The sequence below is a fragment of the Rhodococcus baikonurensis genome, assembly GCF_040489275.1.
Taxonomy (GTDB): Bacteria; Actinomycetota; Actinomycetes; order Mycobacteriales; family Mycobacteriaceae; genus Rhodococcus_F; species Rhodococcus_F baikonurensis.
Window position 1 is genome coordinate 1 of record NZ_JBEUOQ010000042.1, and the last position, 11713, is coordinate 11713.

An 11713-nucleotide genomic window follows, 5' to 3' on the forward strand; every position below is an offset into this window, starting at 1 on the left:
GGATCAAGTGTTTCGGTCATCGTCGATCCTTCCCGCCAAGCTCAGCTCGGCGTGTTGAATCAAGGACCGGATCCACCGTTATTCAGACAGTCCCGTATGCGTGACCTCGCAGAACTCATGGACCCGGAACTCACCCTGCCTATCGGTGGGCGCGAGTTCCGGGTCTCATGCAGTGCCGAGCAAGGCCTGCACATCATGATGTTGCTGAGCTCAGAAGTTCGGCTGGATGATGAGCAGGAACGCGCCGAGATCATGTACGTGCTCGGTGACACCTATCAGGAGATGGTTGACGCCGGTGTTTCGTGGCCGAAGATCGTTCTCGCTGGTCGCGTTGCGATGGCCTTTGTTTTGAGGCCTGAGCGGGCGCAACAGGTGTGGGAGTCGGCTGGTGGCGTCTTGGCGGGAAATCCCCTGCCCCCACCCCCGAACCAATCGAGAGTGGGGGCGACCCTAGCCCGCAAGATCTTTCAGCCCCGGGAACCTACGGACCGGATGATCCTGGCGGCGGCCCGTACGACGAAGTAACCGGCGTCCGCGACTGGTACAACCCGACACCCGGCAAAACACAGGTCGACGAGACCGTAGATCGGCCGTGGACTGATGTCCTCAACCACTGGCACGCAATCGAACTCGACCTCGACGCGAACGGACACGACATCGAATCCGGCCTCCTCAACGCCCGCACGTGGCGGTGGCTGAAACTGCGCATCGACCACTACGCATCCACCCCCGGCACCAACCTCTGGGACGCCCTACACCCGAAAGCAGTCTGATGGCCTACAAGGATTTGGATACTTTCTTCGACCCGGATCTGAAGTTACCGATCCGCGGGAAGACGTACACCGTGCCGGCGCCTGGTGCACCCGAGGCTGCACGGCTACGGAAGCAGGTCATCGCGGAAGGTGTACCGCCGGTAGAGCAGGTGTTCGAGGCGCTGAAAATCCTCGGCGCCGAGATCGATCCGGAAACCGAAGAATGGTCGGGCGGCGTCTACGACGAGATGGTCGCCGACGACCTGCCCTGGCCCATGATCTTCCACGCCGGGCGCACCGCGATCATCCACTACGGCTTCACCGCCGATATGGGCGAAGCGCACTGGGCGCTAGCGCAACTCGGCAAACTCGTCGACCTCGAAAAGGCCACCGAGTTCCTCGCCACGATCAAACCGAAAACCTGAACACTGGAGGGCTGACCATTGCTTGATGTAGGGGAGTTGGTAGCCCGACTGACATTGGACGATTCCCGCTTCATCCAGGGAACCCAACGATCCGAGCAGCAGTCACGGCAATCCACACAACGGATCAGCAACGGCTTCCAGGACATCACCCGCGCAGCTGCCCGCGCAGGTGAAGCAGCGCAAGCTGTGGAGATCAATCGGCAGTTGGATCGTCAGGCGCAGCAAGCCGCGCAACGCATCCAAGAGTTGGAACGCAACGCGCAACGCGCCGACCAGTCAGTCGACGACATCGTCATGAACGACCGCCTCCTGAACGAGGCCCGCGACGCTGCACGTGGGATCGACGAAATCCGTGCCGGCGCACGGCAAGCTGCTGGTGCGCTGAACGATATCGAACTGGGTAACCGGCTTCGGGAGGATTTGCAGGCCGCTCAGGGTGACCTGGATGACCTGTATCGGCAGGCTGGTGACGGCGGCGCTGGTGCCGGTGATCAGGCTGGCGGCAACTTCCTGTCCGGTTTCACTGACACGATCGGCAACCTCGCGTCATCGACTGGCCCTATCGCTGGTTCGCTGCTTGGTGTCGCTGTCATCGGTTTGACGGCTGGTGCTGCGCTCGCTGCGGCCATCAAAGAGGGCATGGAGCAGGAGAAGACGCAGGATCTGTTTCAGGCGCGCACTGGTGTCACGGAGGGACAGGCGCGGAAGTTCGGTCTCGCCGCGGGCGAGTCCTACGCAGACGCTTTCGGTGAGTCCGTCGAAGGCAACCTGGACACAGCGAAATTCGCATTGCGCAACGGTCTCCTGGATCCAGCCGCAACACAACGTGACGCCGAGAAGATGATCAACAGTCTCGACGGCGTGTCCATGATTATGGAGGAAGAAATACCGGCTGTCGCTCGCGCCGCAGGGCAAGCACTCAAGACTGGGTTTGCGGTCGATGCACAAGACGCGTTTGATCTTTTCACAAAAGCAACTCAGCTTGGGCTGAACAACTCCGAAGACTTCCTCGACACGGTTGTTGAATACGGAACACAGTTTCGTAAGCTTGGTTTAACCGGAGCTGATTCGATCGGCCTGATGTCCCAGGCCGTTAAAGCTGGTGCAAGAGACACGGACACTGCTGCGGATGCGTTGAAAGAGTTCAGTATTCGCGCCATCGATGGCAGCGAGTTGAGCGCAAAAGCGTTTGCGGATCTTGCTTATGAGCAGGACGGTGTAGCGCTGAGCCAGCAGGATTTGATTTCGAACAATGCCAAGATGGCCGAAGGATTCGGGACCTTAGGATTCAACGCCGAAGAAATGGGAAAGAAGATCGCAGGCGGCGGCGAGGGTGCACGTGAAGCGTTGGGGCAGGTCTTGGACAAACTTCGCGGAGTCGGCGATGAGCAGGAACGCGCAGCAATTGCAACGGCCCTATTCGGGACGAAGGCAGAGGATCTTGGCGAAGCCCTGTTCGCGATGGATCTTGATACCGCCATCCAGTCGATGAACGACTACGAGGGTGCGGCGTGGCGTGCGATCAACGTGATGGGCGGCAACGCCTCGACATCCGTTGAAGGCGCGATGCGGTCCATCGAACTTGCTGGCGATGGCATGAAAGCTGCTCTCGCGCAGGCATTCGGCCCGTACATCAAGGAGTTTGCCGACAACATCTCGAATAACCGCGCCGGTGTGATCCAGTTCTTCATCGACGTCGGCAATGGTGCATTCGAGGGCGCGAAGGCTGTGCTCGGGTTCGTTGCTGATGGTATGCGTGGGCTCGCCGAATTTGCGGGTGCCGGCGCGGACATGTCGGTCAGCATCTTGCGGTCCCTCGCTGACATGGTCGGCGGCCTCGACAAGCTTTCCTTCGTCATTGGCCTGGTCATTCCTGGTTTCGATGCTGGTGTTGGTGGCCTGTCGGACAAGCTGAATGGGATGGCTGACGCTGCCGAGAAGACTGGTGAGGGCATCAAGAATGGCCTGAATCAGGGCGCCGATTTCGTGGATAACACGTTGGTGCCTGCTGTCGATCAAGCTCAGAACCGTTTCAACGAGTTCGCCGGGGATATGAAACTGTCGGCGGCGTTCAACGACGAGTCGGCGAAGGTCAACAAGGCGATCGCTGATATCGGTGTTGGTGCTGATGGTGCTGCGATCAAGATTGAGAACTGGACTGGTTCGATCGATCGCAACAATGAGGCTCAGGTCAAGATGGACGACGGCCTGAGAGGTATGGCCGATGCGCTCAGCAATCAGATCCGAACGGGTATGGAAGCGGGTAACACGGTCGAGGCTTTGACTGGGCAGTACAACGAAAACTATGACGCCCTTCTCGGGCAGGTCATGGCGACGGGCATGTCCAATCAGGCGGCTGTCGATTACCTTGCGACGCTTGGGCTGACACCCGAGTTTGCGAGGACCACGATCGAGCAACCTGGTATGCCCGAAGCCAAGTACGAGTTGGACGTGTTGAAAGGAAAGATCGAAGCTACTCCGGACAGCAAGATCATCACGACCGAGGCATTGACCGACGAGTCGATGGCGCATCTGGAATCGTTGGGAATCAAGACGAGGGAACTTCCGGACGGTGAAGTCGAGGTTTACGCCGAGACTAAAGAAGCCACGCGGGCTCTTGAAGACTGGCTGATGCGGAATGGGCATCGTGAAGTTGTTGTCCAAATGCAGCTTCAGCGCATCGCGGATGTGAACTCGACTGCCCCGGCATGGTCGGCGCAGCGTGCGCAGGACTACTTCGGAGTCACACAGGCTGATGGCAGTGTTCGTTCGCGTGCGGACGGGATGATCGACACCGCTCACATTCAGCAAGGGTCGGGGCAGGGCATCTACACGAAGTCCCCGCTCGGGCCGGTGCAGTACGCGGAAGGTGAAACGCAGTGGGAAGCCTATATTCCGGGGGCGCCGTCGAAGCGGAAACGCTCGGAGGCGATCTTGCAGGATGTGGCTCGCCGCTTCGGATTCGGGCTTGTTCGACCTGACGCCATCAAGATGGCTGACGGTGGTGTCGTCGAGTCGTTCACCGGCATCGCATCCCAACACGCACCAGGACTGCAACTCACCTCGTCCTATCGGGACACCAACGACTACCACGGCCAAGGTAAGGCAGTCGACTACTCCAACGGCTCAGGAAACACCGATGAGCAGTTGGCGTGGGCGAACTACCTCGCCGACAACTACCAGTCGCAGTTGGCGGAGTTGATTTACTCGGATCCGCGGTTCACTCGGAACATCAAGGACGGGAAGATCGTCGATCCGTCGTTCTATGGTGCGGCGACGATGCAGCAGCACGAGAACCATGTGCATGCGGCGTCGAAGGAACCGTTGGGTGCGCCGTCGGGTGCTGGTAAGGATGCGGCTCCTGCTGCTCCGGATACTCGGACGGAGCGGGAGAAGATCGCCGATCAGGTGATCGCGGAAGGTAAGCGCCGCGGAATCAGCGATAAGGGCATCAAGGCCGCGGTCATGACCGCCCTCGCTGAAACCGATTTGCAGAACCTCGACCACGGCATGGATGGCGATAACGCCGGCATCATGCAGCAGCGCGATAACGGTGGTTGGGGCACGTTGGAGGACCGGAAGGATCCGACTCGTGCGGCGGGCATGTTTTACGACAAGCTCGACGACTTCGACTACAACAGCATGTCGGAAGCTGAGGCGGCGCAGAAGGTGCAGCAGTCGGGCACTGCGGATGGTTCGAATTATGCGGTGAAGGCTGCTGAGGCGGACGAGATCATCGCGGCGTCGAATGCTCGCGGCAACGGTCAGATGACTGTTGGCACTACTGACAGTGGCGCTGCGTTGGCGACGGATGGGCAGCGGGTGTTCGTCACCAACTGGCCCGGAACATCGTCATCGTCGTATTCGGCGCCTGAGTCGGCTCCGTCGTCGGCGCCGGCTGGTGGTACATCGGATGCTGCTGGGAAGGATCCGAACCTGATCTGGTCTGGCGGGTTCAAGGTGTTCGAGAACGGCGGAATGAACCTCCCCGACCAAGCCGGCCTCTACAGCGATGGTGCGGATTTGATTCGGTTCGCGGAGAAGGGAACAGGCGGAGAGTCCTACATTCCGCACGCCCCGTCGAAGCGCACCCGTTCAGTCGCAATCACTCGGGAGACTGCACGCCGGTTCGGTTACGAGTTGGTGCCGATGGCTGACGGCGGACTCACAGGGTTCGGTGGCTATGTGGGGGAGAAGCCGGGGTTGAAGGTGCCGACGACGGCGAATGGTCGTCGTGCTGCTGCGTATAACGCTGCGGCGTTCGGTGTTGGTGCAGCATTCGCGCTCGCCAGTGGCTTCGATGCGGACGGTAAGTTCACCGGCCAATTCGACACGGGCAGCAACTCTTCCTCCCAGTTGGAGAAGGGGTTCGAGAACGCGACCAAGGAAATTCAGCCGGTCCTCGAACAGATCCTGTTGGCGATCAAGAACCGTGAGCCGATCCGAGCTGAGGTGAACGTCGACCGCGACTCGGGCATGGCGAACATCAACATCCTGAAGGGCGGCATATGAGTAGGCGATATGTCCTCGAATGCGCAGACGGGACAGTCTGGGATTTCAACGATCCTGCCTGTCCCGTCTCGTTTCGTACGGAACCGACGGGTACTGAGGGCGCCGAGTTCACGCACGATGACCAGAAGAATGTGGGTCAGGCTGGGGTGTCGTGGGTTGCCCGCAATGACATGCCGAACTTCATCGGGTTGGACTGCAAGGTCGGACCTGTCCCGAAGGCTGACGCGTTGCGGCTCGGGAAGCTGTGGCGGCACTCATTGGGCCGTGGCAAAGAAATACACACCTTCTGGTCGATCACCGAAACTGGTGGCGAGAAATTCCAGTACGTGAGGTTGTCGACGAAGTTCGGGCCGATGGACATACGCCTACTGAAGGATGCTGGGGTTCAGCTCAACGACCCGGCAACACTTCGGTCGGACGAGACGTGGTGGCGCAAGCGACCTGCCGTCAAGACATTCAAGGCCGCGGACTTCGCAACAGCCGCTATCGAATCGGAGTCGGATGAGCCGGTGTGGCCGCACATCGTCATCACCGGCCCCATCACGCTGCCGAAGATCGGCTGGGCTGGCGAACTCGTCCCACTGCCCACCATCGCAGCCGGCGACGTGTGGACCATCAACACCGACCCGAACTGGTTCTCCATCAAAGACGGCGCCGGCAACGATCGGTCGTGGATCGCTCGCGCCTGGTACAAGCAGATCCCCGGAAACCCAGCCGGCCCAATCGCCGTCCCCATCACGATCCAAGGAACCGGCACCAACACCAACACCTCGGTGAAAGTGACGCTGCCGCAACTATTCAGGGAGGGCTTCTAGATGACTGTCGCCCTCCCCGGATACCCGCGCCCCAACACCACCGAGGTCAAAGGTTTCCGGATCGAGGTCGGTTCACCAGATGCCATGTCATGGCGGCCTCTCGGCGCGTACATGGCGGGAACCACTTTCGAGTGGGATTGGGCGATCCCCACCACCGCGGAAATCTACATTCGTGGCGATCATCCGATGGCGTCGTATTTGTCGCATCCGCGGCGGAAAGTCATTCACATCCGCACCAGCCACAATGGAATCCCGTGGGATGGGCGGGTTATGGAGGCTCAAGTCGCGGGACCGCCTGGCAGGTTGACGATCAAGCTGACCTGCGTTTCGAACTTGTTCAAGCTGTTGCGGGCGTTGGCGTGGGTGAACAACACGACACCACCAGAGTTCCAGTTGAACATCACCGGCAAGCAGGACGTTGACTGGGGGCCACCCGATCAGGTGTGCAAGAAGTTTGTGTCGAAGGTGATGACACGACTCCGATCGCCTGTCGTGGCTGCTCTACCGATCCGCAAAACGTCCCCCGAGCTGCCTGACCTCGACGACATCGACACGTTGGATGACTTGCTGAACATCGTGCACGAGTCACCCGACGACATGGTGGTGTTGTCAGCGCGCTTCACCCAACTCGACGAACTGTTCAAGCAGACCGTGGAGACGCACGAGATCGGTTTGTCCATCAGCTTGTGGACGCCGGCCGATGGGTTGCCGTCCCCGCACGTGTTCAACACTCACACCCTTTCGATGCTGCAATCCGTCATGGACTACACGTCCGACAACTTCCTGAACTTCACCAACCCCGGAAACATCCTCGGCCTCACGAATCCGTCCGAGTGGGGGAAGCTGCAGAACCCCGGCTTCGTGTTCAACACGCACGCTAAGCGGGATCGGCGTGAGCATCAGTGGCGCACTGACGGCGATCAGATCGCATGGATCGAACGGGTCGAAAAGACTGCGGACGCAACACGTGTGGTGATCGGCGGTAAGGCTCCCGAGATCCTGAATCAGGTCATCGAGTGGGGTGCGAACTTCGCGTTGCAGTTGATCTTGAACGCGATCCTCCCTGGACTCGGTTTGGGCAACATCATCGGCGACCTGTTCGATGATGTGTTCTTCGCGTTCCAACAGTTCTGGGATCCGGAACTTGAAGCGGAACTCGGCCCGATGGGTCGCGGTGAAGCGTTCGGCGACAACACGTCCGCGTGGTCGCTGGATGGGTTCGCTGTCGGACAGGCCGCGTTGAAGGCGCATTCCGGTTCCGAGGCGATCCGGTTGACGGTCGTCGAGGGCGGCGCGGATGGCCGCGGCTTCACGTTCGGAGAAGACGTAGAAGTGATCGACGGCGTGGAAGTTCACTTCGAGCGCCGCTACAAGGTCGGCGACATCATGACCGTTTGGGATGACGGTGTCGTGATCGAGAAGCACGTGTCGAACGTGAAGATCACCGAGCAGGAAGACGGCCGCATGCGGACCGTCACCACGTTCGGTGACGCCATCACTGTCGGCGATGGCTGGGAGCGCGTCTTGAAGAAGGTCCAAACGATCTTCGGCAGCATCCGCGCTATCGCCAACTCAACCTAGGAGAAACACATGACCTGGACAGGAGATCCCGTCTGGCTCGCAGATGTCTTGCGCGCCGAGGGAATCAAAGTCGTCGAATACCCCGGCTGGAAAGACCGCGGACACGGCGACATGGAAACCATTTGGGGTGTCGTCGCACACCACACCGGCAACAACCCGCCCGGCAACAACCCCGGCTACATCGCGAACCATCCGAGCCTCGGCTTGTGCTCGCAGATTCACCTGTCCCGAGATGGTGTCGCCACTGTCGTCGGTGTGGGTGTCGCATGGCATGCCGGCAGCGGATCGTACCCGGGCCTACCGACGAACGGCGCGAATGAACGCACCATCGGTATCGAGGCGGAGAACAACGGCACCGAGGGCTGGTCGCCCGCGCAGTACGACGCGTATGTGCGGTGCTGCGCTGCGATCCTCCGGAAGGTCGGTCAGCCTGCTTCGCATGCGATCGGACATAAGGAGTGGGCTGGTGCGGCGCAGGGCAAGTGGGATCCCGGCGGGATGGATATGAACAAGTTCCGCGCAGACATTCAGGCTCGAATCAATGGCGCACCTGCTGCGCCTGCTACCCCCGGAGGTTTTCTCATGGCTCTCAACGATGATCAGCAGAAGACGATTCTGACTGCGGCTGAACGGATCAACGGTGTTGTCCGATCGCGCACTTTGCCGGAAGGGCAGGTTGATCCCGAGTCGTACCCGCACGGTGGCGCCGCGGTCCTGGATGCCGCAGACGGCGCGTACATCGTCGGCAAGATCGACGGACTGAAGGAGAGCATCGACGCTCTCACCGCGGCAATCAAAGCAGGCAAGTGATGACCGCAGACTTCGGGTTGGATGGCTTCGCCAAGTCCTATGTGCAGAACATTCCGTTCGTGAAGCAGAACCGCAAGACGATCGCGAACGTCGTTGGCCTGCTCGCTAACGTGCTGGTGCTGTTGGTCGGGTTGCCGATCTCGGGTACTGCGCAGGTGGTGTTGGCGATCAGCATTCAGGGTGTGTTTGCGGTGTCGGCGTGGTTGGTGCCGAATGCGATCACTCCGCAGCAGGCTTCGGAACTCGACGAGTACGTCGGCCGACACCGCAAGCAAGGGTGATGGGGGAGTTCTTTTCCGCGCTCCCCATTGAGGGTGGTGTCGTCGTCGGGTTCGTCGTCGGTGTCTTCCTTATGATCGCGAGAGGTGTCCTCGTCGTCGGCGCTCATCATCGTGAGCAGTTGGATGCTGAGCGCGAGGCGAACACGTATCTCCGGTCGGCGTTGGACAAGGCGTTGACGCTGAACGGTGAGGACGCCAAGACCATCGCGAAGCTATCGGCTACGTCCGAGTTGTCGGTGCGGCTGCTTGAGGAGTGGCGGAAAGAGTCAGCCCAGGGGGCGCCGTGAGGTGGCGTCGGCGTCAACGCGCCGAGAACGAAACAGTCACCGAGGCACGGTTGCTGGACGAAGAAGTGGATAAGCGGTTGGCGGCGTCTCGTCGTGCCCGCCCGGACCACGAGCGTCGCGGGCAGCGTGTTCAGGATCAGATGGTGCGCAACCACTTCGGTGAGTTGTTCCGGCTGAGTATGGAAGGGCGATGATGCTCAGAGAAGTCGGTAACTGGCTGTTGGTTGCGCTGACGGTGGTGTGGTGCACGTTCACTTTGATCTATGCGTTTCGGTCGAAGTGGTGGACGAACGAGGTTGGTCGGGTGTTGTTGCCCGAGAAGGTGTTGACGTGCCTGGTGTTGATTCAGGTCGCTGCGTCGTCGATGTCGAACTCGCTGTATCCGGGGCGTGATGTGATCCGCATTGTTTTGTATGCGGGGTGCGCGGTTTCGGTGTTGATTTTGACGGTTGTGTTGGTGCGTGTGCAGAGGCGTGAGCGTCGATGTCGATCTGAGCGGGGTGATTGCTGATGGAGAAGTTGCCTCCCGGTAAGCCTCGGGATCAAGACATTGTCTCGACGTTCAAAAACAACTGGTTCAGCAACATTTTCGCCGGCTTCGCGAACATCGGCCAACTGCTCGGCGACATCGCGAACGCGTTCCTCGGTGGCGGCGGTTTCGGGCCCGGACCGTTGAAGTCAATCAGCGACAAAGCGATGCAAGACGCCGCCTACATCTTTGATCTACAGAACCGGGCGCAGGTGCTTGAGGGCATCATCGGTTACGGCTCGTGGGTTGCGTCCCAGAATTTGTTCATCACGATTGATCAGGATGATCCGGGGATGCGGACGATGTCGTTTGATCGGCAGGTCGGCCCGAGTGTCGGTGTGACGTTGGTGTCGGATCCAGCGCTGGCGAACAAGAAAGTTCAACGCCTGGACTCGAAGGGTTTGTGGCAGGTTCTCGCGCAGACCCGTTCCCGTAGTACGGGTTTCACTGGTTCCGCGAAGGTGTATCTGGACATCGTTGTGAAGGCTCCGAACGGTTCTGAGTATTACCGGCGTTCGATGGACATGGTTGCTATCTCTAACAATGGTGGAGATGGCGAAGTGACGTTGATGGGCAACGTGTTCTTCACGACTCCGGGGGCTGGTTACACGGTTCGGGTGGATTTGTTTTCGGGTCGCTGGCGCTGGTTTTACGGCGGTTCGCAGTGGTCCGGTTTGAGTGTGTTGAAGCATTCGTCCGAGGTGGAGAACCCGGGCACTGTCGATCCTGGTACGCCCCCGGCGGTCGGATGATGAGGAGAAGCGATGCCTGTTATTTCTGATCGGTTGACTGATGGTGCGAAGTTGGGTGTTGGTGCGGAGATTGTGTTCACTGTCCGCGACATCCGCGACAGTGTGGCGCATGATGCGATCCTCGGACCCGCACGCACCACCGTCCCTGTGAACCCAACTACTGGATTGTTTACGACTCCGGTGTTGGATCCTGGCCCGTATTGGGTGGGGATCCGATGGTCGAGATACAACCCAACACACGAGTTTTACCCCATTGAAGTCCCCGCTGAGTCGGGGACTTTCCGTTTGTGGCCGTTGATCGACGCCGGCACCCCACCACCCGAACCGGGCGCGTTGGGGTTTGTGCGCGACGGCGGGGGAGTGACCCGAATCCAGGCCCTCACGCAGAACGAGTACGACGACCTCGACAACCCCGATCCCGCAACTCTTTTCATCATCACTGACTCGCAAGTCACCATCTAAGGAGCCCTCATGGCAACTACCCAGATCAAGCTGTACGGCAAACTCTCTCAGTCTTTGTTCGCGAAGGAGGTGTCGATTGTGTCGGGTGCGACGAACCTGTATGCGATGCTCACAACGTCAGCTCACACTCCTGATCAGGATGCGCACCGATACAAGAGCGACATCACCAATGAGGCATCGGGCAGTGGGTACACCGCAGGCGGAGTGCAGTTGACTGGTGTCGTCGTGTCCTACGACGCAGCGACCAACAAGCTCACCATCGCCGCGAACAGTCCGTCGTGGCCGTCCTCGTCGATCACTGCACGCAATGTGCACATCTACGACCGCACGAACGGAACGGACGCCACACGAGCACTCATCGGGTACGGCGTGTTCGATTCCGATCAGACAACCTCGTCCGGCAACCTCCAGGGGGAGTGTCCGATTAACGGTGGATCCGACCTTGATGTCGGTTAGTTACCGTTCAGGGTGATGCGTCCTTCGAAGGTGATCGCAAACGCATTGAGC

The 11713-nt window shown here is 59.8% G+C and carries 13 protein-coding genes and 1 pseudogene; all 14 read left to right on the plus strand.

The genetic code is table 11. The features are described 5' to 3' along the window. Window positions 1-117: 117 nt before the first annotated feature. Window positions 118-342 (plus strand): annotated as a pseudogene (locus ABWI03_RS34225) (DUF7426 family protein); the annotation flags it as partial. A 32-nt stretch (window positions 343-374) separates the two neighbouring features. Then, complete coding sequence (locus ABWI03_RS33460) at window positions 375-773, plus strand: hypothetical protein (RefSeq protein ID WP_298773409.1); 399 nt, start codon at window positions 375-377, stop codon at window positions 771-773. Beyond that, window positions 773-1177, plus strand: coding sequence for a DUF7426 family protein (locus ABWI03_RS33465; RefSeq protein WP_298773410.1), 405 nt, complete (start codon window positions 773-775; stop codon window positions 1175-1177). Before ABWI03_RS33460 ends, ABWI03_RS33465 begins: the two co-directional genes overlap by 1 nt. An 18-nt stretch (window positions 1178-1195) precedes the next feature. Beyond that, window positions 1196-5689, plus strand: coding sequence for a phage tail tape measure protein (locus ABWI03_RS33470; protein ID WP_353799052.1), 4494 nt, complete (start codon window positions 1196-1198; stop codon window positions 5687-5689). Then, window positions 5686-6504 carry a hypothetical protein gene (locus ABWI03_RS33475; RefSeq protein WP_298773411.1) on the plus strand — a complete coding sequence of 273 codons (819 nt, stop codon included), beginning with the start codon at window positions 5686-5688 and terminating at the stop codon, window positions 6502-6504. The genes ABWI03_RS33470 and ABWI03_RS33475 overlap by 4 nt, the downstream gene beginning before the upstream one ends. After that, window positions 6505-8085, plus strand: a complete 1581-nt coding sequence (locus tag ABWI03_RS33480; RefSeq protein WP_298773412.1) for a Gp37-like protein — start codon at window positions 6505-6507, stop codon at window positions 8083-8085. Between the two features lie 9 nt (window positions 8086-8094). Beyond that, entirely contained in the window at window positions 8095-8895 is an 801-nt protein-coding gene (locus ABWI03_RS33485; RefSeq protein WP_231304280.1) for a peptidoglycan recognition protein family protein, read from the plus strand. Further along, window positions 8895-9176 carry a hypothetical protein gene (locus tag ABWI03_RS33490; protein ID WP_231304279.1) on the plus strand — a complete coding sequence of 94 codons (282 nt, stop codon included), beginning with the start codon at window positions 8895-8897 and terminating at the stop codon, window positions 9174-9176. Before ABWI03_RS33485 ends, ABWI03_RS33490 begins: the two co-directional genes overlap by 1 nt. Beyond that, a complete protein-coding gene (locus tag ABWI03_RS33495) occupies window positions 9176-9463 on the plus strand; it encodes a hypothetical protein (protein ID WP_128638019.1) in 288 nt (95 codons plus the stop codon). The genes ABWI03_RS33490 and ABWI03_RS33495 overlap by 1 nt, the downstream gene beginning before the upstream one ends. Continuing rightward, window positions 9460-9657, plus strand: a complete 198-nt coding sequence (locus ABWI03_RS33500) for a DUF7620 family protein (RefSeq protein ID WP_143541200.1) — start codon at window positions 9460-9462, stop codon at window positions 9655-9657. Before ABWI03_RS33495 ends, ABWI03_RS33500 begins: the two co-directional genes overlap by 4 nt. Continuing rightward, window positions 9654-9974 carry a putative phage holin gene (locus tag ABWI03_RS33505; RefSeq protein WP_231304278.1) on the plus strand — a complete coding sequence of 107 codons (321 nt, stop codon included), beginning with the start codon at window positions 9654-9656 and terminating at the stop codon, window positions 9972-9974. The genes ABWI03_RS33500 and ABWI03_RS33505 overlap by 4 nt, the downstream gene beginning before the upstream one ends. Then, window positions 9968-10744, plus strand: coding sequence for a hypothetical protein (locus tag ABWI03_RS33510; protein WP_353799051.1), 777 nt, complete (start codon window positions 9968-9970; stop codon window positions 10742-10744). Before ABWI03_RS33505 ends, ABWI03_RS33510 begins: the two co-directional genes overlap by 7 nt. Window positions 10745-10756: 12 nt before the next feature. Next, window positions 10757-11206, plus strand: coding sequence for a hypothetical protein (locus ABWI03_RS33515; RefSeq protein WP_231304276.1), 450 nt, complete (start codon window positions 10757-10759; stop codon window positions 11204-11206). Window positions 11207-11215: 9 nt separating this feature from the next. Continuing rightward, complete coding sequence (locus ABWI03_RS33520) at window positions 11216-11662, plus strand: hypothetical protein (RefSeq protein WP_353799050.1); 447 nt, start codon at window positions 11216-11218, stop codon at window positions 11660-11662. The last annotated feature ends 51 nt before the right edge of the window (window positions 11663-11713 follow it).

What these genes read in the sequence shown, in the direction of transcription:
- ABWI03_RS33515 (WP_231304276.1), top strand. Translation starts at nt 10,757, where the DNA reads ATGCCTGTTATTTCTGATCGGTTGACTGATGGTGCGAAGTTGGGTGTT.
- ABWI03_RS33490 (WP_231304279.1), top strand. Translation starts at nt 8,895, where the DNA reads ATGACCGCAGACTTCGGGTTGGATGGCTTCGCCAAGTCCTATGTGCAG.
- ABWI03_RS33465 (WP_298773410.1), top strand. Translation starts at nt 773, where the DNA reads ATGGCCTACAAGGATTTGGATACTTTCTTCGACCCGGATCTGAAGTTA.
- ABWI03_RS33480 (WP_298773412.1), top strand. Translation starts at nt 6,505, where the DNA reads ATGACTGTCGCCCTCCCCGGATACCCGCGCCCCAACACCACCGAGGTC.
- ABWI03_RS33495 (WP_128638019.1), top strand. Translation starts at nt 9,176, where the DNA reads ATGGGGGAGTTCTTTTCCGCGCTCCCCATTGAGGGTGGTGTCGTCGTC.
- ABWI03_RS33485 (WP_231304280.1), top strand. Translation starts at nt 8,095, where the DNA reads ATGACCTGGACAGGAGATCCCGTCTGGCTCGCAGATGTCTTGCGCGCC.
- ABWI03_RS33520 (WP_353799050.1), top strand. Translation starts at nt 11,216, where the DNA reads ATGGCAACTACCCAGATCAAGCTGTACGGCAAACTCTCTCAGTCTTTG.
- ABWI03_RS33505 (WP_231304278.1), top strand. Translation starts at nt 9,654, where the DNA reads ATGATGCTCAGAGAAGTCGGTAACTGGCTGTTGGTTGCGCTGACGGTG.
- ABWI03_RS33475 (WP_298773411.1), top strand. Translation starts at nt 5,686, where the DNA reads ATGAGTAGGCGATATGTCCTCGAATGCGCAGACGGGACAGTCTGGGAT.